Raw genomic sequence first — 22533 nt, forward strand, 5'->3', positions numbered from 1 at the left:
TGGCACCTGTGTGACCTGGGTGGTAGCTCCCGTGTGATCTGGGTGGTGGCGGTCATGGAGATGGGAGGGGTAGTGGTGGCTTGAAGTAAAAGTTTCGGCGTGGCGTTTGGGTGGGGTCGACGTGGGGTGGGGGGATGAAAGCGGGGTCGCCCTGGGTGCTGGTGATCGTCCAGGTTTCTTTGTGGACGAGATGGTGGTGGTGACTGCAGAGCAGGACGCCGTTGTTGGTGTTGGTGGGCCCGTCATGTGACCAGTAAGTGATGTGGTGGGCCTCGCACCACGGGGCGGGAATAGTGCAATCGGGGAAGGCACAACCTTGGTCGCGGGCGGTGAGGGCCGTCCGTTGGGCCGGGGTGAAGAGGCGCGTCTTGCGGCCGAGGTCCAGGATTTCGCCGCGGGTGCCCAGGAGGGCGGGGATGATGTCGGCGTCGCAGGCGATCTTTCGGAGGGTGGCCGCGGCGACAGGGCCGGTGAAGACGAAGTTGCCGGTCCCCGCCACTGTTCCGATCTCTGCCTCTGTTCCGGCGCCTGGTTCTATGCCTGTTCCCGGTTCTTTACTCACACTGTTTTCCGGTCTGGTGGCTGTTCCTGTTCCGGCGCCTGTTTGCGTCCCAGGTTTTGTGGCGCGGGTGGGGAAGAGGTCCTGGTAGTGGATAGTGGCGATGATCTGCGGCCGGTTGCCGCCAGTGGTGGGGAGGGTGTCGGTGGCGAGGGCGGTCTTGGCCGCGGTGACGAGGCCGTCGAGTTGTTTTTGCGCGCGCGTACGTCGGTCCAGGTCCGGTGAACCGGCGGCGTCCGCCCCTCCCGCGGTCTCCGGTGCTTCCGCTTCTCCAGCCGCCCCTCCCGGGGTCCCTGGTGCTTCCGCTGTTCCGGCTACTGGCCTGTCATACCCGCTGGCGTTGGGCGTGCTGGTGCGCGGGTTGGTTGCCGTGTTCATGACAGTGAGGAGGTATTCGTATTGGTCAGTGGCGGCGAAGATTTCGAGATGGTGCAGGCCATGGCGGGGCTTGCGGATGAAGGCACCTTGGGTGTGGCGCAGGGCCTCCTCGGTGGGTTCGGTGCCGTCAGCGTCGATAATGTCGGTCCAGCGCTGGGCCAGGCGGGCAAGGAAGTCAGGGTCAGTAGCTGCGGCAGCTTTGGTGAGGTGGTGCTCGATCCGGTCCAATGTGCCGGCTGTGGTGCGGTGTTGGAGCCGGTCCAGAGTGGCGGTGATGAGGGTGGCGGCATGTGACGACACCGCTGGCCCGTGAACTGTCCCGGTTTCCCAGGTGCCGGTTTCCCAGATGCCGGTTTCCCCGGAGCCAGCGTCGCTGCTGCAGAACGTGCTGGGGGCGAGGGCATCGGCGATACGGGGCCGGGTTGGTGGGAGTTGCTGGCCGGTGAGACTGGTGCCCGGAAGAGTGTGGCTGGCGAGGGTGAGCCGACGGCGGGCTTCACGGATGGGGATCCGCAGGCGCAAGCGGAGGAAGTCCGCAGTGGTGCGGCAGCCGTCATCTGCCGGGGACATGACCGCAGGCCGTGCCGTAGGCGGCCCTGGCCAGTTACTGTCGGTTTCCTTCAGGGATCCGACCCCGTCTTCATCCCACCCGGTGAACCAGCTTCTTGCTGGCTGAGCTTCCCGCATGCTGCGGCCAGCGGTGCTGCGGCGGCCTGTGGTTGTTGCGGCGGCCGCGCTGATGGCCTGGCTTCGGGTCCGGTCTACGGTGCCGGCTGCCAGGAGCTGCAGGTATTCGATCGTCCGGGCCAGATCCTCGACCCTGCCGGCATATGCGGCGGCCTCGGCGTAAGTGGCGCTGGCGAGCAGCCCCGGGGCGGCGAGGGCGGCGGCCGCGAGCTGCACAGCAAGCCCGCCCAACGCATCCGGTTCCACATGCCCCTCAGGTCCGGGCCCCGGTTGCTGTGGAGTGTCCTCCCCCGGGACCGCGTAAAGGTGGGCCGGGCGCATGAGCCGGCTGCCGGCGTCGTCCGTCTCCCCAAGATGCTCCCCAATGGCCTCCATAACCCAACTCTGCCAGCCGCCACTGACAATCAGGAGCCGGCAGATCTGCTATGTGGAAAACCTGGGCGGAGTTGCCCCGAGGCCTTGTAAACACTCCGGTTAAGCATTGCCGGCCGCCGCGTCCCCCAAGGATCGCGACGGCCGGCAAAGCGATTCAGTTGTAGCACAAAGATGGGCCAGTACCGTTGTCATGCTGCGTTACCCGCGTCATGAACACTGGCGGAAGGGCGGGTCAGCCCTGGGAGCCGGCCTCGTCGGAGGTGCCGAGGTTTGTTGTCTCGGGGTGCGTGCTGTGGGCCGGGATGTGGTCATTGCCCAGTTCCCCTGCAGCACCGCCCGTAGCGGGGCTGCCTGCTCCGGGTGCTGCAGTTGCAGCCGTCCCTGTCGCGGTGGAAGTGCCGGCAGGACTGGAGGTGCCGGCCGCAGTCGAGGTGCCGGGTGTCTGGCTCCCACTGGCAGCCGTGCCCTCCCGGTGCATCGCGGATCCAATCACGGTCCCGGCCCTGCGGGCGGCTTCGCCCAGCTGGTCAGCGACCTCGGGGGCTTTTTCCTTGATGGCCTCCGTAGCTACGGACACCTTGTCCTGGACGGGCTTGCTGTCCCAGATGCCAGCGGCACGGGCCTTGAGCTTGTCGTAAGCAGCGCGGCCGGAACGGGAACCGAGGACGTATCCAACGGCTACACCTACACCCAAAAGAAGCTTGTTTTTCACGATGAACTCCTGCTCTGCGAGAGGGTTGCGAGAAGGTTGTCAGTTCCGGGCGGGCCGGGAGCCCGGTGCCGGAGAAAGTGAAAGCCGGCCTGGGGATGGTGTCCCCAGGCCGGCCTCCTGGCTTGCCCGTGCAGTTATCCGCGGGCGCTGCGCTTGGTGACCATGCCGTAGATGGCAAGGACGATCAGCGAGCCAACGATCGCCAGCAGCCAGGTCTGGATGGAGAAGAACTCCTGCAGTCCACTGCCGAAGATCATGCCACCCAGCCAGCCGCCGAGCAGTGCGCCGACGACGCCCAGGATCAGAGTGATGACCCAGCCGCCACCCTGCCTGCCCGGGAGGATCGCCTTAGCGATCGCACCAGCAATAAGTCCGAGAATCAGAAATGCAATAAATCCCATTTGTTGCTCTCTTCCAAGTAGAGGAGGCCCCCATGTTCCGGGGGCACTTCATCCTTCTGGCTCAATAGTAATCATGCTTACTATCTTTTTGCCAACCCTGTTTGAGGAAAAAAGTGCAGTTCAGGGCGTTTTTAGTGCCCTGTCCTGTCCGAATCATTGCCTACCCCGGGGCCCTCGTCCAGCACCGACAATTCCGCTAGATCCTGCGGGTCCAGGGCGAAATCGAACACGTCCATATTCTCCGCCATGCGCTCCGGTGAAGCCGTCTTTGGAATCGTTACCAATCCGTTTTGTATGTGCCACCGCAGGACCAGTTGACCGGGGGTTTTCCCGTGTTTTTCCGCCAACTGGGCAAGAATGGGTGCGCCCAGCAATCCGGCGCCGGAGCCGCCAAGGGGACTGTACGACTCCGTGACAATTCCATGCCTGGCATGGAATTCCCGTTCCGCTGACCGCGTGATCGCCGGGCTGAGCTGGATCTGGTTCACCGCAGGCACCACGTCGGTTTCCGCCATGAGGTGCTCGAGGTGTGCCGGCTTGAAGTTGGACACCCCGATGGAGCGTACCTTTCCTTCCGCCTGCAGCCGCTCGAAGGTCTGCCACGTGGAGACATACTGGTCCCTTCCGGGCAGCGGCCAGTGGATCAGGAGCAGGTCCACATAATCCAGCCCCAGCCGCTCCAGGGATCCCTCCAGGCCCGCCGCGGCACGGTCATGGCCCTGGAACTCGCCGTCGAGCTTGGTGGTGATGAACAGCTCGCCCCGGTCCACGCCGCTGGCCCGGATGCCGTTGCCCACGCCGCGCTCGTTGCCATACTTCACGGCGGTGTCGATGTGCCGGTACCCGGCTTCAACGGCCTGGACGACGGCGGTTGCCACCTGTTCGTCGTCCAGCGGCCAGGTGCCAAGCCCCAGTTGCGGAATCCGGTTGCCGTCATTGAGCTCGAGGAGCGGTGCACGTGTCATGCCATCAGTCTTCCGGGCCAATGCAGCCCGGTCCACCCCCGATCCACCCCCGGGTTCACCCGGCGTCGCCGGCCAGTTTCCGTTTGAGGATTTTCCCGCTGGGGCCCAGGGGGAGTTCGGAGAGGATCCTGATCACCCGCGGGTACTTGTATGCGGCGAGCTGGTTGGCCGCGAAATCGATCAGCTCGGCTTCGGTCACGGTAGCGCCCGCGTCCAGCACGATGGCGGCAGCGATTTCCTGCCCGTGGACCTCGTCCGGGATGCCGTAGACGGCGGCACTGACCACGGCGGGATGGGTGAGCAGGACTTCCTCCACCTCCCGGGGATAGACGTTGTATCCGTTGCGGATGATCATGTCCTTCTTGCGGTCCACAATGGTGAGGTAGCCGTCGTCGTCCTTGGTTCCGAGGTCCCCCGTGCGGAACCAGCCGTCCACCATGGCTTCCGCGGTGGCTTCCGGCCGGTTCAGGTAGCCCTTCATCAGCAGGTGCCCGCGGATGACGAGTTCGCCGAGCTCGCCGTTGGGCAGCAGTTCAATGCTTTCCACCAGCTCGGGGCGTGCGATTTCGATGTCGACTCCCCAGATGGGAACCCCAATGGTGCCGGGCCGCGGCGGCGTGCCAACGTGGTTGAAGGCGGCCACCGGTGACGTTTCGGTCAGGCCGTAGCCTTCGTGGATCTCCACTCCGAAGGCGTCGCGGAACCGGTCCATGACGGCCAGGGGAAGGGATGCGCCGCCCGAGATGCCGTAACGCAGCGCTGCCGGGCGGTCCGGGATGGTCTTGGCGGCTTCCAAAAGCGCCACGTACATGGTGGGCACGCCAAGGAAGATGTTGACGCCGTGCCTGACCAGCAGTTTCAGGGCGTCCGCACCGTTGAAGCGGGGCATCAGCACAATGGTGGCACCCGCCCGCAGCCCGGTGTTGAGGACCACCGTCTGGCCGAAGGTGTGGAAGAGCGGCAGGCCGCCGAACAGGACGTCACCGGGCCGGAAGTCCATCACGCTGGTCAGCAGGACGCTGGTCTGCTCCACCAGGGCGAAGTGGGTGCCCAGTGCGCCTTTGGGCTTGCCGGTGGTGCCTGAGGTGTACAGGATGGTGGCCGTGTCCGAGGGGCGGCAGGGTTCGTACGTCCGGATTGGCTCCGCGGCGGCCGCCTCCTCCTCCAGCCGTGGCAACCCGCCGTCGTCGGGAGCCATGACCGTCAGCACATCGACCCCGCTGGCTGAAGCGCCGGCGGCGCCCTCCGTGAGCAGGGAAGCGGCGCAGATCAGGAGCCTGGCGCCGCTGTCCTGCAGGACGTACTCGATTTCGCGGCCCTTCAGCAGGGCGTGCACGGGCACCACGATCGCGCCCAGCGAGAGGATGGCGTAGTACACCCGGGCGAAGTCCGGGACGTTGGGGATCAGGACGGCGACGGCGTCTCCCGGGCCGATTCCCCGCGCCCGCAGTGCCCCGGCATAGGCGCGGGTTTGGCTCCACAGGTCGGCGTAGCTGACCTGGTCCTCGCCCACAACGAGGGCGATGCTGTCAGGATTCCTCTTGGCTGATTCAGCCAGGACGGCAGCGACGGAGATGGTGGCGAAGCCGTCAGTGGAGTTGGTGGTGGTCATGGCCTGCTTCCTTGTTGGGATGGGTCACGCTGTGAGGATCAGGGCGTCGCCCTGGCCGCCGCCCCCGCAGAGGGCCACGACGCCGGTGCCTCCGCCGCGGCGTTTCAACGCCAGCGCCTGGTGCAGCACCAGGCGTGCGCCCGAGGCGCCCACGGGGTGGCCCAGTGCGATGGCGCCGCCTTCGGCGTTGACAGTTTCGGTGTCGATGCCGAGATCGTTGGCGGACTGGATGAGGACCGAGGCGAAGGCCTCGTTGATTTCCACCAGGTCCAGCTCCTGCACAGTGAGTCCCTGGTCCTTGAGTGCGCGCTCGATGGCGCGGGCGGGCTGGGAATGCAGGGATCCGTCGGGGCCTGCGGTCTGGCCGTGGGCCCCGATCTCGGCGATCCACTCCAGGCCTGCTGCTTCCGCGGCTGCCTTGCTGGCAATGACCAGCGCCGCTGCACCGTCGGAAAGGGGCGACGACGACCCTGCCGTGATGGTGGCGGTCTCCGCCGTGGAGAACGCCGGGCGGAGCTGCGCCAGGGATTCGGCGGTGGTGTCCGGACGGATGCCTTCGTCGTGTTCGAGGGTCACGGCAGGTCCCTTGCGTTGCGGTATCTCGATCGGTGCGATCTCCTCCGCCATGATCCCGGCGGCGCGGGCGGCTTCGGCACGCTGGTGGGAGCGGGCCGCGACGGCGTCCTGCTCTTCGCGCGTGATGCCGCGTTCGGCGTTGCCGGCATCGGTGGCCTCACCCATGAGCTTCTTGCTCACCGGGTCCTGCAGCCCGTCATGGTTCAGGGAGTCCAGCATGGGGGCATCTCCGATGACGACGCCAGCGCGCAGTCCGGGGACCAGGTGCGGCGCATTGGTCATCGATTCCTGGCCGGCGGCCACAATGAAGTCGGCTTCCCCCGTACGGATCATCCGGGCGGCATCGATCACGGCCGTCAGGCCGGACAGGCAGAGCTTGTTGATGGTGATGGTGGGAACGTCCCAGCCGATTCCGGCGGCCAGGCTGGCCTGGCGGGCGGGGCCCTGGCCGGCTCCGGCCTGGATGACCTGGCCGACAATGACGGCGCCGATCTGCTCCGGTGCCACGCCGGTGCGTTCCAGCGCGGCGCGGATGGCGTGGGCGCCCAGTTCGCTGGCGGAAAAGGGCGTGAGGCCGCCGCGGAACCTGCCGAACGGGGTGCGGGCGCCGCCCAGGATGACGGGGATGTTGGCGTTCTGGTTCAAGAACAGTCCTTTCAGGGAATGACGGGCAGCCAAAGCCGAACGGCAGGGCTTAGGCGAAGGCCGAGGTGCCTGTGATGCCGCGGCCGATAATGAGCGCCTGCATGGTTTCGGTGCCTTCGTAGGTGTGGATGGCTTCGATGTCGGCAAGGTGGCGGGCCACCCTGTTTCCCAGCAGGATGCCGTTGCCACCCAGCAGGTCACGGGCGTTGGAGGCGATGCCGCGTGCGGTCCGGGTGCAGGTGTACTTCACGAGCGATGCCTGCTCGGGCGTGAGGGTTCCGGCTTCATCGAGCCGCGTCATCTGCACCACCATCAGCTGCATGGTGGCCAGTTCGCTCAGCATCCGGGCCAGCCGCTCCTGGACGATCTGGGAGGCGGCCAGCGGCCGGCCGAACTGCTTGCGCTGCTTGGCGTACTGGACGGCCGTTTCGTAGCAGGCGGTGGCATGGCCGACGGCGGACCAGGCCACGCCCAACCGGGTCGCCAGCAGCACCCGGGCCGTGTCCTTGAAGGTGCGTGCCCCCGGCAGGACGTTCTCCTCGGGGACGAAGACGTCCTCCAGGCGGATGTGGGCCTGCCAGATGGCGCGGAGGGCAAGTTTGCCTTCGATTTTGGTGGCGGTGTAGCCGGGGGAGTCCTGCGGAACCAGGTAACCGTGGACCTGGCCGTCGTCGCCCCGGGCCCAGACGATGCTGACGCCGCCCACGGAGCCGTTGCCGATCCACTTCTTCTCGCCGTTGAGCAGGAAGCCGCCAGCCGTCCGGGTCGCGGTCGTCTCCAGGGCCACCGAGTCGGAGCCATGGGTAGGCTCGGTGAGGGCGAACGCCGCGTATTCCGTGCCCCTGGCAATCGCCGGCAGCCAGCATTCCTTCTGCGCCGCGGATCCGCATTCAGCCACGGAGCGCAGGGCCAGGCCGCCCTGGACGGCAATCATCGTGGCCACGGAACCATCGCCCCGGCTGATTTCCATGTTCACCAGGCCGGCGGCCATGTTGCTCATGGGTGCGAAGCCCTCCACGGTGATGCCGTCGCGGAGCAGGTCCAGTTCGCCCAGGCGCTGGAGAAGGTGCAACGGGTACTCGCCGCGTTCCCAGTAGCCGTCAATGACGGGGAGGACCTCATCCTGGACAAAGTCGCGGGCGCGGTCCCGGAAGGCGCGGTCTTCGTCGTTGATCCCGGTGAAAACGGATGCCGGATCGGTGCCGAGGGCATCGGTCAGGCAGTAGTCGGGCTCAACGGTGCCCGCGGGGAAGTTGCCCGGGTGTTCGGTACGGGCCGGCACCGGGCCAAGCGACGTCGTCGTCATGTTTGTGCATCCTCAAAATCGGCGAAGGGGCCATCGTTGTATTGTGGCGTGGCCCACACCGACTAAGGATGCAATGAAACTGAGTTCCACGTCAAGAAACTCCGTTTCACCGGGTGTGTGTTAGGGGAGCGCGTCCAGGACCGCCTTGGCGATGGCGTCCTTGTCCGCGGGGCCGGGAAGGACGGTGACGACGACGGTCGGTGCCGGCTGGGCAGGGACGGCGCCAAGGAGTGCAGGCCTGAACGTCTCGGCCAGGGTCCGCAGTTCGCGGGCCAGGGCTGCCGTCCTCTTCCTGTCCAGGGCGTCGGCGTCCTCTTGCGCCGGCGCGCGCAGCCACTCGCGAAGGAAGGCGTTGTGCACAGCCACCACAGCCGCCGCGAAAGCCACGGCTGCGAATTCCCCCCGGCCCTCACTGGGCAGCGTGCCATTGAGGTAGGTGAGGAATTCACGCTCGTACCGGTGCGACGTCACCAGCTCCCGGTCGCGAAGCGCGGGTACCGCCTGCAGGAGGCCGTAGCGGGCCCGTGACGTTTCGCGGTTCCGCAGGTGGTGGTTGAAGACCAGCAGCGCCGCGTCCGCAACGGCGGCCAAAGGCTCCAGCGTTGATTGGGCCAGCCGCTCCCTCACCTGCTGCAGAATCCGCTCATGGTCGGCGAAGACAACGTCCTCCTTGGACCCGAACCGCCGGAAGAAGGTACTGCGGCTCATTCCCGACGCTTCTGCCAGTTCCTCGACCGACGTTGCGTCGAAACCCTGCCTGGCCAGGAGTCCGATGGCGGCGGAAACGGGCACATCGACGGGTTGTTCGGAAGGGGGCAAGGTCATGCGCCGAAGGTAGCACAGCCGGCCTGCCGGACTTGCCGGCCGCCGCGAGTGGCAGGTGCGTGCGGCAGGCCGCCGCGGGGCAGGACACTGGCCAGGCTCCCGCGTGGTCAGGCCCCCTGCCGCGCCCAGCTGGTCAGCTTGTCGGAGAGCTGCATGTAGGACTCCGTCACCTGCTGCAGTTCGGGGTGGCTGTCGTACCACTCCACGATCTCCCGGGCGCCGTCCGCGAACGGGATGGTGGCCGTGAAGTCCGGCACCAGGGATTTGATCTTGGTGTTGTCGAAGACCACGGAGTGGGACCGGTCGCCCAGAAGGTTGGAGCCCAGTTCCTGGTCGTGGGCGGCGATGGTTTCGGAGGCGACGTGGACAAGTTCCGGTTCCCGGACGCCCGCCGCCCTCGCGAAGAGCCGGTAGATCTGGTTCCAGGGCAGGTACTCATCGGAAGTGATGGTGTAGCTTTCGCCCACCGCCTGCGGCCTGCCGAGCAGTCCGACAAACGCCTTGGCAAAATCCTTGCTGTGCGTCAGCGTCCACAGCGAGGTGCCATCGCCGTGCACCATGACCGGAAGGCCGCTGCGCATACGGTGGATGTCCGTCCAGCCGCCCACCATGGCGATCTTGGTGCGGTCGTATGTGTGCGAGGGCCGGATCACCGTCAGCGGGAAGTCGTCCTCCCGGTAGGCCCGGAACAGCAGCTCCTCGCAGGCGATCTTGTCCCGGGAGTACTGCCAGAAGGGGTTCTTCAGCGGTGTTGATTCGCGGATGGGCAGCCTGGTGGGCGGCTTCTGGTACGCGGAGGCCGAGCTGATGAAGACGTACTGCCCGGTCCGTTCCCGGAACAACTCCATGCTGGCCTGCGCCTGGTCCGGAGTGTAGGCGATGAAGTCTGCTACGGCGTCGAATTCCCTTCCGCCCAGCACCTCCCGGACGGCCGCTGCATCACGGACGTCCGCCTGGAGCACCTCCGCCCCCTCCGGGACGGGCCTGGTGGATTGGCCCCGGTTCAAGATGGTCAGCCGGTGGCCCAGCGCGACGGCGCGTTCTGCCGCCGCCGCGCTGATGACCCCGGTGCCGCCGATGAAGAGGATGTTCCTCGGCGCCACCGTATCCGCGGCCCCGGCGGGGGTTACCACGCGTAGTCTTCCGGCGCCGTGCGGTGGCCGGGGAAGATGTCGTCCAGCCGCTTGAGTGCGTCCCCATCAAGGGTGACATCGAGGGCGCGGATGGCGGCGTCCAGTTGTTCCTGCGTCCGTGGGCCCACGATCGGGGCGGTCACGGCCGGCTGGTGCAGGAGCCAGGCCAGGGCCACGTCGCCGGGCTCGTGGCCCAGTTCGTCGGCGAAGTCCTCATACTGGCGGATCTGGTCTTCGTGCTGCTTCAGCGTCTCCGCGGCGCGGCCCTCGGTACGGCGCACACCCTGGCGCTCCTTCTTGAGAACGCCGCCCAGCAGCCCGCCCTGCAGCGGCGACCAGGGAATCAGTCCCAGCCCGTACTGCCGGGCCGCCGGAATGACCTCCAGTTCCACCTGGCGCATGAACAGGTTGTAGATGGACTGCTCGCTGACGAGGCCGTTGTAGTTCCGGCGGCGCGCCGCTTCCTGGGCCTGGGCGATGTGCCAACCGGCGAAGTTGCTGCTGCCCGAGTAGAGGATCTTCCCCTGCTGCACTGCCACTTCGATGGCCTGCCAGATCTCGTCCCACGGCGTATCGCGGTCGATGTGGTGGAACTGGTACACATCGATGTAGTCCGTCTGGAGTCGCTTCAGGCTTGCATCCAGGGCGCGGCGGATGTTGAGGGCCGAGAGTTTTGACTCGTTGGGCCGGTCCGTCATGGTTCCGTAGAGCTTGGTGGCCAGGACAGTGTGCTCGCGCCGCTGGCCGCCCTTGGCGAACCAGCGTCCGATGATTTCCTCGGTCCAGCCGCGGTGCTCGGCGCCGCCGTAGACGTTGGCGGTATCGAAGAAGTTGATGCCGGACGCGTGGGCGGAGTCCATGATGCTGTGCGCGTCCGCTTCCTCTGTCTGCGGACCGAAGTTCATGGTGCCCAGGCAAAGGCGGGAAACTTTCAGGCCGGAGCGGCCCAAATGGGTGTACTGCACGGAAAGTCCTTTCGGAAGGTGCCTGCGGTGTAGGGCTGGTAGGTGGTCGGCCCGGCCGGAGATTGGCCGGCGGGCAACCTACATCTGGGTGAAGGAGGCGACGGCGGGATCGGACCCGATGCGGGCGCCGGACTCCAGCGCGGTGATGGCGGAGAGTTCGTCGTCGGTCAGGGTGAGGGTGGGCGCCGCAAAGTTCTCCCGGATCCGGTCCGGGTTGGCGGACTTGGGGATGACGATGTTGCCGTTGGCCAGGTGCCACGCGAGCACCACCTGGGCGGTGGTGGCGTCATGGGCCCGGGCAATGGCGGTGACGGCATCGCCGTTGAGGTCGCCGCCCTGCCCCAACGGGCTGTAAGCCTCGACGGCGATGCCCAGGCTCCGGCATTTTGCCGCCAGCTCTGCCTGCTGGTAGCTCGGGTGGAGCTCGATCTGGTTGACCGCCGGCACCGTCTGGGCGGATTCCAGCAGCGTGTCCAGGTGGTCGGAAAGGAAGTTGGAGACGCCGATGGCGCGGATCTCCTTGTTCTCGTACAGCCGCTCCATCTCCTTCCATGCCTGGACGAAGAGGCCCTGCGAAGGAACCGGCCAGTGGATGAGGTAGAGGTCGATGAAGTCCAGGCCCAGCGCCTTGCGGCTGTTCTGGAACGCTTCCTGCGCCCGGCCCTGCTCGCCGTTGCGGAGCTTGGTGGTGACGAAGATTTCCTCACGGGGGATGCCGGTGGCGGCAAGTGCTGCACCGACTCCTGCCTCGTTGCGGTAGGCGGCGGCGGTGTCGATGTGGCGGTAGCCTGCTTCGAGCGCGTCCTCCACGGTCCGCTGGGTGTCCTCCGGCGGGACCTGGAAGACGCCGAAGCCAAGCTGCGGGATGGTGACGCCGTTGTTCAGGGTCAGCTCTGACATGGGTGTGCTCCTTGGAACGGTATGGGGCGTGGAACGGAAGATTGGCGTTGATGGATGCCGGCTGCTCGACGTGACGAGAAAGCGGTTTCCGCTGGCTCACTCCTGAGCCTATGCACTTTTCGCCGCCAAGTCAGCAGGGAAGGCTGTTCCTGTTTTTCCTAGGACCGCCAGTCCTACCTTCGTTGTAGAGGCCCGCAGGTATCGCGGGCAGAATGGTCTGCATGGGTCAAAGCGCCGAGTTCGGAAAATTCCTCAAAGCCATGCGGTCCCGGCTAAGTCCGGAGGTTGCGGGAACGGGTCCCAGCACGGGCGCGCGGAGGGTGCCGGGGCTGCGGCGCGAGGAAGTCGCCCGGCTGGCCGGAGTCAGCACCGACTACTACGTGCGGCTGGAGCAGGGCCGGAACATCCACCCCTCACGGACCGTGCTGGACGCGGTGGCGCGGGCCCTGCGGCTGGACAGCAGCGAACACGCGCACATGCTGGACCTCCTGGAGAACTGTGCAGGTGCGCCCCGCGAGCCCGGCGCCACCACGGCCCAGGGTGTCCGCCCGGCTTTGCGCCAGCTCCTCGATGCCGTGGGGGACGTGCCCGCGATGGTCCTGGGCCGGCGCAGCGACGTGCTGGCCGGCAACAGGATGGCGTTCCTGCTGTTCGCGGATTTCCCGTCGCTGCCGCCGGCGGAACGGAACCTGACCCGCTGGACCATCCTGGACCCTGCTGCCAGGGAACTGTTCAGGGACTGGAAGACAGTGGCGGCAGAAGCGGCGGGCTCCCTGCGGCTGGACGTGGGGCGGCACCCCAATGACCCGCAGGCCAACCACCTCGTAGGCGAACTCGCGGTCCACAGCGAGCACTTCCGGCAGTGGTGGGCCGGACACCGGGTGGCCACCCGTGCCGCAGGCACCGTCCGGCTGCACCATCCCGCGGTGGGGGACCTGGAGCTGAACTTTGAAAACCTCGTCCTGCCGGAGGACCCCGACCAGACGCTGCGGGTGTACTCCGCCAGGCCAGGATCGCCGTCGTCGGATGCGCTGGCGCTCCTCGGCAGCCTTGGTGCGGCGCCCGGGGCAGGCCCGGACCAGGGGAGCGTTGCTGCGGCCGAGCAGGGTGGCAAGGATTGAGCTGGGACTAAGGCGGGCCGGCATCCCGTGCCGTTCTGTACATTCGTCCAGCGTGGGCGGTGCATTCTGGCCATGCGCCCATTGGTACGGGGACAGGCGTTTCCTAGGGTGGGAGTACCAGCTTTCTTTGCCCAGTTTTTATCACCCCAGGATGGTCTCAACGATGAAACGCATCGCCCTGTTGAAGGAACGCCAGGCGTCAGCCGGCACTGCCTCCACCGCCACCGGTTCACACTGCCCGGCTTCGGGCCTGTGGAGCCCTGACCTGGACCCGCACACGGTCCTGTCCTTCTTCGAAGGCCATGTGTTTCCCGCGTTCGACGGCGTGCCCACCGTGTGGCGCCGGCGCAGCCCGGGTACGGCGAACTAACGCACATCCCGTTAAGCACGGAGAGGCCGTGAAGCAAAAGCTTCACGGCCTCTCCGGCGTTTAAAGCCGTTGAGTCAGTGGTCTTCCAGCCGGAAGCCGATCTTGATGGTGACCTGCCAGTCCGCGATCTTGCCGTCCTCCAGGTGGCCGCGGACCTCTTTCACCTCGAACCAGTCGAGGTTCCGCAGGGTCTGCGATGCCTTGGCAATGCCGTTGCGGACGGCGTCGTCCACGCCCTGGGTGGAGGTGCCGACAATTTCAGAAATGCTGTACGTGTGGTTGGACAACTTCGCTCCTCGTGATCATCGATGCTCCCGGTTGCGGGCCGTTCCTGAAGCCTAGTAGGAGTCCGGGAGGGTTGAACAGGGGGCTGCGGCAATTAGGCGCAGCAGTAGAAACCGGCGGGGGAGCGGGCTATTTGGCCTCGAGCACCAGTTGCTTCAGGTCGTCCAGGGTTTGCTGCATGTGGGCGTCCATGGCCTCTCGCGCCCGGCCTGCATCGCCGGATTCCAGGGCCTCGGCGATGTTCTGGTGGTGGCCGATGGCGTGCTCCTGGATGGCCGGGACGGCGGAGGTTTCGGTCCTGCGCTTCTCCAGCACGCGGTGCAGCGGTTCAAAAAGGACTGACACGAAAACATTCCCCGAGGCGTGCAGGATGACGTCGTGAAAGGCGAGGTCCGCCTCCACGAAGGCTGCGACGTCGTTGATGCTGTGGGCCGCCTTCATCGCGGAAATGTAGTTGAAGAGCGCAGTGATGTCCTCCTCCGCGATCCGTCCGGCGGCGAGCTCGCAGGCGCCGGTTTCGAGCATGCGCCGCAGTTCGATCAGCTGGATGGAGGCGTCCGCGTCGTTCTTCCCCTCGGATGCCGCGCGCAGTACGGCTTCCAGTGAGGCCCATCGGCTGAGGGGGTTGACGAACGTTCCCCTGCCGCGTTCCACACTCAGGATGCGCTGGGCCTGCAGCGTCTTCATGGCTTCACGGACCGTCATGCGGCTCACCTCATGGCGGGCGCTCAGTTCATGCTCCCCGGGGACGGTGGAGCCGGGCGGGAACTCGCCTTCGATGATGCGGTCCAGCAACTCGTCGGCCACTACGCCTACCAGTGACTTCCTTGCCATTGTGCCCCCGATTCCTGCTCCCGCGGCACCAGCGCGGCGGATATGTCAGACAAGTGTACTTGCGCGTCCGTATGCCGTGTGCCACACTAACTTCAAATGCAAGATGTCAGACATCTTACAGTTACCTTTACACCAGGATCCGCAAGCCCGGATCGAAACACAACGGAGTGCACTGTGACGCATGAAGCAGACGTTCTGGCCGCCTACCCGGCGGACCTCGAGATCCCGGCCGGGCTGGTTGCCGGCGCGCTGGCCGCTTCCACCGCCGACGTTCCCCGCGTCCTGGTGGTCCTGGACGACGACCCCACCGGCACGCAGTCCGTGGCCGACCTGCCCGTGCTCACCCGGTGGGACGTGCAGGATTTCGCGTGGGCCTTCGCCCAGGGCAAGCCCGCGGTTTACGTCCTCACCAACACCCGCAGCCTGGATCCCGCGGAAGCCGCGGCCCGCAATGAGGAAGTGGTCCGGAATGCCTTGGCCGCCGCAGGCTCAACCGGTGCCGCCGGTAACAGTGCCGGTTCCAGCCTGCGGCTCGGATTCGTGAGCCGCAGCGACTCCACGCTCCGCGGCCATTACCCTTTGGAACCGGACGTCATCGCCGCCACGGTTGCAGAGGTCAGCGGTGAAAAGACCGACGGCGTTGTCCTGGTGCCGGCATTCCCCGACGCCGGCCGCCTCACCATCGGCGGCGTCCACTACATGCGCGGCACCGGTGACGCAAAGGGCACCCTGGTCCCCGTCGCCGAAACCGAGTTCGCCAAGGACGCCACCTTTGGCTTCAGCACCTCCGTCATGGCCGACTACGTCGCCGAAAAGTCACAGGGCCGGTTCCCCGCCGACGCCGTCATCGTCCTGGACCTGAACATCATCCGCGCCGGCGCGGCCGCCCAGGACCCCGCGATCTCCGCCAAGGCCATCGCGGACGCCATCGAACCGGCCACCGACTCCACGCCGATCGTGGCGGACATCGTCACCGAGAACGACTTCCGGGCCCTGGCATTGGGCCTTGAAGAAGCCGAACGCCGCGGCAAGAAGCTCCTCTACCGCGTGGGCCCGCCGTTCGTCCGGGGCCGGATCGGCCAGGAAATCCGCACCGCGCTGACTGCAGAGGAAGCCTACGCGGGCAATACCCCCTCCGAAGCCGGCGGCCTGATCGTGGTGGGCTCGCACGTCGGCCTCACCACCCGGCAGCTCAATGTCCTCACCGCCGAACACCGCTCGGCGCGGATCATCGAGATCGACGTTGAAAAGCTCCTCGGCGACGACGCCACGGCGGCTGGGCACCTGGACCGGACCGTGGATGCCGTCGTCGAGGCCCTCCGCTCGGGTGACGTCATCGTGCATACCAGCCGCCTGCTTATCAAGACCGACGATCCCGCCGAAAGCCTGCGGATCGCACGCACCGTGTCCGCCGCCGTCGTCGCCGTGGTCAACCGGACCCTGAAGACCTTCCCGCCCCGGTTCGTCATCGCCAAGGGCGGCATCACATCCTCGGATGTTGCAGCCCACGGCCTGGAAATCCGCCACGCCATTGTCCGCGGCCCCATGCTCCCGGGCATTGTCAGCCTCTGGGAACCGGTGGACGGCCCCGCCAAGGGCATCCCCTACATCGTCTTCGCCGGCAACGTGGGCGACGACGACTCCCTGGCCCAGGTCACCCGCAAGCTCAGCAACACTTTCTGATCCGTCCCACCGCAAGAATTCAACGGAGAACACCATGACCAGCAACTACACCGTCACCGTCCTGGGCCTTGGCGCCATGGGCCTGCCCATGGCCACCCGCCTGGCCTCGCAGCTCACCGTCCACGGCTTCGACATCGCCGAACCGCGCCTTGAGCTCGCCCGGGAAGCCGGCATCGCCACCTTCAGCACGGCCCGCGAAGCCGCGAAGGGTGCCAACGCAGTCCTCCTGGCCGTCCGCAACGGTGAACAGCTCAACGATGTCCTCTTCGGCGAGAACGGTGTGGCCTCCGTCCTGGAGCCGGGCGCCGTCGTCATCCTCGGCAGCACGGTGGGTACCGACGCCATCCCCGCCACGGTCGCCAAGCTGGCCGAATACGGCGTGGACCTGGTGGACGCGCCCCTCTCCGGCGGACCCAAGCGTGCCGGCGAAGGCGACCTGCTGATCGTCGTTGGCGCTTCCCCCGAAGCCCGCGAAAAGGCAGCGCCCGCCCTGGACCTGCTGGCCTCCACCCTGACCGTGGTGGGCGACAACCCCGGCGACGGCCAGGCGCTGAAGACCGTCAACCAGCTCCTCTGCGGCGTCCACATCGCGGCCGCCGCCGAGGCCCTGGCCCTGGCCGACGCTTTGGGGCTGGACCAGGCCAAGACCCTCGCCGCGCTGGAGGCAGGCGCGGCGGGTTCCTTCATGCTCTCCAACCGCGGCCCCCGCATCCTGGAGGCCTACAACGAGGAAGGTGCCGAGGTCCTGTCCAGGCTGGACATCTTCGTCAAGGACATGGGCATCGTGGGCAAGGCCACCCGTGCCGCCGGCCTGGCAGCCCCCGTGGCCGCCGCCGCCGAACAGCTCTACCTGCTGGGCCAGGCCCAGGGCCTCGCCGCCGCCGATGACTCCGCGGTCATCAAGGTGGTCGCGCCGTCCAAGCGCACCAAATAAGCGTCTTTCCCCCCACCGGTACGACGACGGCGGTCCCCCCTCCGCCGTCGTCGTACCTCCCAGCGTTGCCGGCACTGCCCCGCAGCGTTTCATCCCCGCCGTAAGACCTGCTGCCCGTCTGCGCCCAGACCGGCACGTCAAAGGAGACATTCCGTGAACCACCTGATGAGTCCGCTGATACAGCGGGCGGCCGACGCCCCGGCCATCAAGCCCGCCGTGGAGCTTGGCACCCCCCTGCTCCTCACCATCGCGGCGGTCGGCATCGCCGTGTTGCTGGTCATGATCATCCGCTTCAAGATCCAGGCCTTCGTGGCCCTGCTGACAGTAAGCATCCTGGTGGCCGTGGCGGCAACCATCCCGCTGCAGGACATCTTCACCGTGGTGTCCGGCGGCGTGGGCAGCACCATGGGCAAGGTGGCCATCCTCATCGCGCTCGGCGCCGTGCTGGGCCGCATGATCGAGGTCTCCGGCGGCGTCCAGTCCCTGGCCGACCACTTCACCCGCAAGCTCGGCGCCCGCCGCGTGGCCGTGGCGCTGACCGCCGTCGGCTTCCTGGTGGCCATCCCCGTCTTCTTCGAAGTGGGCATCATCGTGCTGGTGCCCATCGTGTATGCCTTCGCCAAGATCGCCAAGGTCCACCCCGTGAAGTTCGGCCTCCCCATGGCCGGCATCATGCTCGCCATCCACGTGGCAGTTCCCCCGCACCCGGGCATCGTTGCCGGCGCCGGTGTGCTGGGTGCGGACATTGGACTGATCGCCCTGATCTCGCTGCTCATCTGCATCCCGCTGGGCTTCCTGTCCTACTGGGTGGCGTCCATCATGAACCGCAGGGACTACGAGCTGCTGCCCGCCGTGAAGACCCAGGTGGAGGAGTTCGGCTCCGACTCGCTGGTTAAGGTGGGCCACGACGGACCGGGTGCCGCCGCCATCGCGCCTCCCCGGCCCGGCTTGATCATCTTCCTGATCGCCGCCCCGATCGTGCAGATCCTCCTCGGCACCGCCGGTACCCTCATCCTCCCCAAGACTGACCCGCTGTACGGCCTGGCAGCCTTCGTCGGCAACCCCTTCCTGGCCCTGCTGGTGGCCGTGGCGCTGTCCTTCTTCCTCCTGGCTGTCCGCCGCGGCTGGTCCTTCAAGGAAACCGGCGAGATCTTCGAAGGCTCCCTCCCGCCGATCGCCTCCATCCTGATGGTGGTGGCCGCCGGCGGCGTGTTCGGCAACGTGCTGCAGGTCTCCGGCATCGGATCGGCGCTGTCCAAGACCCTGGACACCCTCGGCGTTCCGCTGCTGCTGCTCGGCTTCATCATCTCGCTGGCCCTGCGCGCCGCCCAGGGTTCGGCCACCGTGGCCATCGTGACCACCACCGGCCTGCTGTCCGCAGCAGTCAGCGGCGGCGGCTACAGCCCCGCACAGATTGCCGTGATCGTGATCGCCATCGGCTTCGGCGCCCTGGGCCTGTCCCACGTGACCGACGCCGGCTTCTGGGTGGTGGTCCGCTACTACGGCCTCACCGTATCCGACGGCCTGAAGACCTGGACCGTCCTGACCACCATCCTGGGCGTGGCCGGCTTCCTGCTGACCTTCGTCGCCTGGATCCTGGTGGGAGGCCTGGGCGCCTGATGCAAACCCGTCTGGACCACCTGGTCACCTCCGCCCTGCAGCAGGGTTCCGCCGTGCCGGCGTTCACCTGCTACGACTTCACCACCGCGCTGGCCGTCGTGGGCGCCGCTGAGGAATCCGGCAGGGGCGTGATCCTGCTGGTGGCACCCAAGACCGCCGCCACGGCAAACGGCCTCCGGCTGATCTCGGCGCTGCGCGGCCTGGCCGACGCCGCCACCGTCCCCATCGCGGTGCAGCTTGACCACGCCTCCGACCTCGGCGTCATGGCCGCCGCCGTCGAGGCAGGCGCGGATTCCGTCCTGGCCGACGGTTCCGCCCTCCCCTACGGGGACAACATCGCCCTGGTCCAGGCAGCCCGCGCTCTCCTGGGACCCGACGTAGTCCTCGAGGCCGAACTCGGTGGCCTGGCGGGCGACGAGGACCGCGCGTTCTCCGCCGACCAGCCGGCCGGCCAGTCCGGCGCGGACGTGGCAGGACTGACCGACTCCGCGCAGGTGGAGGACTTCGTGTCCCGCACCGGTGCCCAGCTTCTCGCCGTCGCGGTAGGCAACGTCCACGGCAAGTACAAGGGCGAACCGCGGCTGCGCTGGGACGTGCTGCAGGACATCGCGGCCCGGATCCACATTCCCCTGGTCCTGCACGGCGCCTCCGGAATCCCCGCGGAAGAGCTGGTCAAGGCCGCAGCCATGAACGTCGGCAAGGTCAACTTCAACACCGAGCTGCGGACCGGCGTGCTGGCCACCCTCCAGGACCAGCTGCCCGCCCACCGTGCCGACGGTGAGAACCTGCAGGGCCTGCTGGCGCGGTGGAACACGTCGGCGAAGGATTTTGCCGCCGCCACCCTGGAAACGTTGGCGCGGTAGCGGGAACGGAAATTTCCACGAACGGGAGGCCAGGATCAAGCAGCCGGTCCTGGCCTCCTCCTTTTCACTTCGGGCTGCCTGCCAGGGGTATGAAGGTTTCCACGGGAGGCTAGGATCAAGCAATGATCCCGGCCTCCCTTCTTTTTGCCTTCCTCGCCGCCGCGCTGCACGTCTTCATCTTCACCATGGAGTCGGTTACCTGGACGCGGCCGGCTACGTGGAAGCGCTTCGGGGTTGCCTCCCAATCGGATGCCGAGACCACCAGGCCACTGGCGTTCAACCAGGGCTTCTACAACCTCTTCCTGGCCGTCGGTGCCTTCGTGGGCGTGGGACTGGTGGCCCTCCGCGGTGCGGGCCCGTGGCAGGACGTGGCAGGCTGGACGCTCATCTTCAGCTGCTGCGGCTCCATGCTGCTGGCTGCCGCCGTCCTGGCCCTGACCGGGCGAAGGTACCTGCGCGCCGCCGTAACGCAGGGCACCTTGCCGCTGCTCGCCGTCGTACTGGGACTCCCGGCAGTGCTCCTGTAAGGGCAGAAGGGACGTAAGTCCTTAAAACCGCGGGAGCCCGGGGGCACAATGGTGCTGTGGACGACGCCAGGCCGTTATAGGTCCACCCATGCCGGACATCAGCGCGCGGGGGACAGGAACCGGGGCGGACGCGGCACGCCGCGATCCGGCCATCGACCTTGTCCGCTTCATCTGCCTGGTTCTGGTGGTGGTCGGCCACTCCATGATGGTCAGCCCGGTCCTGCATCCCGACGGGACCGTGACGACGGAGAACACCCTCGCCCTGCAGGACTGGTTCGAACCCATCATCTGGATCTTCATGGTCATGCCGCTGTTCTTCGTCACCGGCGGCATCACCGGCCTGCAGTCCTGGCGGCGGCTCAAGGCGGGCGGCGGGACGGCCGCCCAGTTCATCAGGGCGCGCCTCCTCCGCCTGGTCCGCCCGGCCACGGCCCTGCTGGCAGCGATGGTGGCGGGTCTCTCCGTGGCGGCAGTGCTGGGTGTGGACCCACAGGTGGTCCAGCTCATGGCCACCGGGGCGGGCATGCCGTTGTGGTTCCTCGCCGCCTACCTCGCGGCGCAATTGAACATTCCCGTCCTGGCGGCGCTCCATGCACGCGCTCCCTGGCTGGTCCTTGGCGTGCTCACGGCCCTGGTGGTTGCGGTGGACTGCCTGCGCGGCGCCCTCCCGGACCTCGCCAACGCGAACCTGGTGTTCGTGTGGTGCGCCGTTCAGCAACTGGGGTTCCTGGCCGCGGACGGCTACTTTTCCGGCCTTTCCCGCTCCGGCCTGCTGGGCATCGCTGTGGCCGCCAACCTGCTGCTGGGGCTGTTGACCGGACTGGGCCTGTACCGGGGAAACATGCTGGTCAACCTCAACCCGCCCAACCTGACCCTGGTGATCCTGGGCATTGCCCAGCTGGCGGTGATGGAACTGGGGCGGCCGGTCCTGGCTCCGCTCGCCGGGATCCCGTGGATCGGCCGGCTCCTGGCACTTGCCGGTGCCCGGTCCCTGACCGTGTACCTGTGGCACCTGCCCCTGCTGGGCGCCATGTCCGGGCTGCTGCTCCTGGCGCCGGTTCCCAAGCCGGGCTCCGGCACCGCTGAATGGTGGTGGTCGCGGCCCCTTGTGGTCCTCGCGCTGGTCCTCCTGCTCCTGCCGGTGGCCGCAGCCTTTGGCAGGCTGGAGGAACGGACGACGGCGATGCGCGCCGTCCGCTGCCGGCCCGCCGTGGCGGGGGCCGCCGTCGTGGTGGTCTTCATCCCCGTGGCGGACGCCGCGCTGAACGGGCTGTCGCTGGGACTGCTGGCGGCCGGCACCGCCTGTTTCTCCGTGGCGGTCCTTTTGCTTTCCGGCCGGCCGCAGCGGGCACGCCGGAAGAGGGGGAGAAAGGGCATTGCCAGCGGGGTCAAGTAGTGCCAGTGTCGAACCATGACCGAGAACACCACCTCCGCGGAAGACAGATTCACCGCCAACGTTTCGCTGCGGCGCAATGACGCGGAGCGCCGGTACGAATTACTGGTGGACGGCAAGCTGGCCGTGGAGGCCTTCTTCCATGACCTTCCCGGGCATATCGACTTCACGCACACGGAAACCGGCCAGGATTTCGAGGGCCAGGGGCTGGGCAAAGTCCTTGCGCACTTTGCCCTGGATGACGTGGTGGCCACGGGCAAGCGGATCATCCCGCACTGCCCGTTCATCTCCAGCTACCTGCGCAAGCACGAAGGGTACGGCCAGTTCGTCGACTGGCCGCAGAACTGACTGCCCGATCCCGGCCGGGACCGGGCAAGGCGTCAGCTGGCCCGGGGGTTCAGCTGGCCAGGGCCTGGTCGGTTACGGGCACGGCCGTGCCGGGATCGTCAATCGTGAAGCCGCAGGCGCAGCGGTAGGTGACCACGCTCTCCGGAACGGATCCGGGCCGGAGGGCAACGACGGAGTTCCCGTCAACGTACACAGGCTGCCGGACCGGCAGTTCGCCATGGTCGACGCGCTGCATCGGTGTGCGGCAATGCATGCGTGTGTTCAGGGTCAAGAGCAACCCTGCGTCCACGGGTACGGTGGCGGTCAAGAGCTTCCCAGCTTCCCCGGTGCGCTCCCCAAACGCCGTCAGCTGGTCTTCCGTTGCGGTGGTCATTATGTTCTTCCTTGGGCTTCTTTCACGGAGCCGCCAACGCTGGCAACCCCGCCGCGAACTGCTTGCGGAGGTTCATCTGCCCCATAAGCAAAGCATGCTTACTATATGCCGCACAAGTCGGAGCCTGCCTGGGGTGCGGGCGG

The 22533-nt window shown here is 67.1% G+C and carries 22 protein-coding genes and 1 pseudogene; 9 read left to right on the top strand and 14 right to left on the bottom strand.

Annotation, left to right across the window (positions count from 1 at the left end; all coding sequences use genetic code 11):
- Window positions 1–52: 52 nt before the first annotated feature.
- From PUN71_RS15060 to PUN71_RS15110, 11 genes are all read right to left on the bottom strand, one after another.
- The gene (locus tag PUN71_RS15060; protein ID WP_277799050.1) at window positions 53–1999 is read right to left on the bottom strand and encodes an HNH endonuclease signature motif containing protein; all 1947 of its coding nucleotides are present in this window, start codon (window positions 1997–1999) and stop codon (window positions 53–55) included.
- 232 nt (window positions 2000–2231) lie between these two features.
- Window positions 2232–2711 (bottom strand): YtxH domain-containing protein, encoded by a 480-nt coding sequence (locus tag PUN71_RS15065; protein ID WP_277799051.1) that lies wholly within the window; start codon window positions 2709–2711, stop codon window positions 2232–2234.
- Between the two features lie 134 nt (window positions 2712–2845).
- Window positions 2846–3112 (bottom strand): GlsB/YeaQ/YmgE family stress response membrane protein, encoded by a 267-nt coding sequence (locus PUN71_RS15070; protein ID WP_043451908.1) that lies wholly within the window; start codon window positions 3110–3112, stop codon window positions 2846–2848.
- 131 nt (window positions 3113–3243) lie between these two features.
- Window positions 3244–4077: an aldo/keto reductase gene (locus PUN71_RS15075; protein WP_277799052.1), complete on the bottom strand. Its 834-nt coding sequence runs from the start codon at window positions 4075–4077 to the stop codon at window positions 3244–3246.
- A gap of 55 nt (window positions 4078–4132) precedes the next feature.
- Window positions 4133–5689: a long-chain-fatty-acid--CoA ligase gene (locus PUN71_RS15080; protein ID WP_277799053.1), complete on the bottom strand. Its 1557-nt coding sequence runs from the start codon at window positions 5687–5689 to the stop codon at window positions 4133–4135.
- A gap of 24 nt (window positions 5690–5713) precedes the next feature.
- The gene (locus PUN71_RS15085; RefSeq protein WP_277799054.1) at window positions 5714–6910 is read right to left on the bottom strand and encodes an acetyl-CoA C-acetyltransferase; all 1197 of its coding nucleotides are present in this window, start codon (window positions 6908–6910) and stop codon (window positions 5714–5716) included.
- Window positions 6911–6959: 49 nt separating this feature from the next.
- Window positions 6960–8216 carry an acyl-CoA dehydrogenase family protein gene (locus PUN71_RS15090; protein ID WP_277799055.1) on the bottom strand — a complete coding sequence of 419 codons (1257 nt, stop codon included), beginning with the start codon at window positions 8214–8216 and terminating at the stop codon, window positions 6960–6962.
- Between the two features lie 120 nt (window positions 8217–8336).
- Window positions 8337–9041 (bottom strand): TetR/AcrR family transcriptional regulator, encoded by a 705-nt coding sequence (locus PUN71_RS15095; RefSeq protein WP_277799056.1) that lies wholly within the window; start codon window positions 9039–9041, stop codon window positions 8337–8339.
- A gap of 107 nt (window positions 9042–9148) precedes the next feature.
- Window positions 9149–10174 (bottom strand): NAD-dependent epimerase/dehydratase family protein, encoded by a 1026-nt coding sequence (locus PUN71_RS15100; protein WP_277799057.1) that lies wholly within the window; start codon window positions 10172–10174, stop codon window positions 9149–9151.
- Window positions 10168–11139: an aldo/keto reductase gene (locus PUN71_RS15105; RefSeq protein ID WP_277799058.1), complete on the bottom strand. Its 972-nt coding sequence runs from the start codon at window positions 11137–11139 to the stop codon at window positions 10168–10170. Before PUN71_RS15105 ends, PUN71_RS15100 begins: the two co-directional genes overlap by 7 nt.
- A gap of 78 nt (window positions 11140–11217) precedes the next feature.
- A complete protein-coding gene (locus PUN71_RS15110; protein ID WP_277799059.1) occupies window positions 11218–12039 on the bottom strand; it encodes an aldo/keto reductase in 822 nt (273 codons plus the stop codon).
- 221 nt (window positions 12040–12260) lie between these two features.
- Between PUN71_RS15110 and PUN71_RS15115 the strand changes: the two genes are divergently transcribed.
- Window positions 12261–13160: a helix-turn-helix domain-containing protein gene (locus PUN71_RS15115; protein ID WP_277799060.1), complete on the top strand. Its 900-nt coding sequence runs from the start codon at window positions 12261–12263 to the stop codon at window positions 13158–13160.
- Between the two features lie 163 nt (window positions 13161–13323).
- Complete coding sequence (locus tag PUN71_RS15120; RefSeq protein WP_043451888.1) at window positions 13324–13530, top strand: hypothetical protein; 207 nt, start codon at window positions 13324–13326, stop codon at window positions 13528–13530.
- Window positions 13531–13604: 74 nt separating this feature from the next.
- Here the strand turns inward: PUN71_RS15120 and PUN71_RS15125 are convergent, their stop codons facing one another.
- Together PUN71_RS15125 and PUN71_RS15130 are read right to left on the bottom strand one after the other, a co-directional pair.
- The gene (locus PUN71_RS15125) at window positions 13605–13817 is read right to left on the bottom strand and encodes a dodecin (RefSeq protein ID WP_043451886.1); all 213 of its coding nucleotides are present in this window, start codon (window positions 13815–13817) and stop codon (window positions 13605–13607) included.
- 127 nt (window positions 13818–13944) lie between these two features.
- Entirely contained in the window at window positions 13945–14649 is a 705-nt protein-coding gene (locus tag PUN71_RS15130) for a FadR/GntR family transcriptional regulator (protein WP_277799061.1), read from the bottom strand.
- Window positions 14650–14823: 174 nt separating this feature from the next.
- On the opposite strand from PUN71_RS15130, the gene PUN71_RS15135 reads away from it, so the two are divergent.
- From PUN71_RS15135 to PUN71_RS15165, 7 genes and pseudogenes are all read left to right on the top strand, one after another.
- A complete protein-coding gene (locus PUN71_RS15135) occupies window positions 14824–16332 on the top strand; it encodes a four-carbon acid sugar kinase family protein (RefSeq protein ID WP_277799062.1) in 1509 nt (502 codons plus the stop codon).
- Between the two features lie 34 nt (window positions 16333–16366).
- Window positions 16367–17260 (top strand): annotated as a pseudogene (locus PUN71_RS15140) (NAD(P)-dependent oxidoreductase); the annotation flags it as partial.
- Window positions 17261–17419: 159 nt separating this feature from the next.
- Window positions 17420–18886: a GntP family transporter gene (locus PUN71_RS15145; protein ID WP_277799064.1), complete on the top strand. Its 1467-nt coding sequence runs from the start codon at window positions 17420–17422 to the stop codon at window positions 18884–18886.
- Window positions 18886–19749 (top strand): class II fructose-bisphosphate aldolase, encoded by an 864-nt coding sequence (locus tag PUN71_RS15150; protein WP_277799065.1) that lies wholly within the window; start codon window positions 18886–18888, stop codon window positions 19747–19749. The genes PUN71_RS15145 and PUN71_RS15150 overlap by 1 nt, the downstream gene beginning before the upstream one ends.
- 122 nt (window positions 19750–19871) lie before the next feature.
- The gene (locus tag PUN71_RS15155) at window positions 19872–20276 is read left to right on the top strand and encodes a DUF1304 domain-containing protein (protein ID WP_277799066.1); all 405 of its coding nucleotides are present in this window, start codon (window positions 19872–19874) and stop codon (window positions 20274–20276) included.
- An 88-nt stretch (window positions 20277–20364) separates the two neighbouring features.
- A complete protein-coding gene (locus PUN71_RS15160) occupies window positions 20365–21672 on the top strand; it encodes an acyltransferase family protein (protein ID WP_277799067.1) in 1308 nt (435 codons plus the stop codon).
- Between the two features lie 15 nt (window positions 21673–21687).
- Window positions 21688–22017, top strand: a complete 330-nt coding sequence (locus PUN71_RS15165) for a GNAT family N-acetyltransferase (RefSeq protein ID WP_277799068.1) — start codon at window positions 21688–21690, stop codon at window positions 22015–22017.
- 49 nt (window positions 22018–22066) lie between these two features.
- Here PUN71_RS15165 and PUN71_RS15170 read toward each other — a convergent pair whose 3' ends face one another.
- Window positions 22067–22390: a hypothetical protein gene (locus PUN71_RS15170; protein ID WP_043451868.1), complete on the bottom strand. Its 324-nt coding sequence runs from the start codon at window positions 22388–22390 to the stop codon at window positions 22067–22069.
- Window positions 22391–22533: the final 143 nt, after the last annotated feature.

Origin of the sequence: Arthrobacter sp. NQ7 (genome assembly GCF_029581595.2) — a bacterium.
In the GTDB taxonomy this organism is placed as follows: Bacteria; Actinomycetota; Actinomycetes; order Actinomycetales; family Micrococcaceae; genus Arthrobacter; species Arthrobacter phenanthrenivorans_B.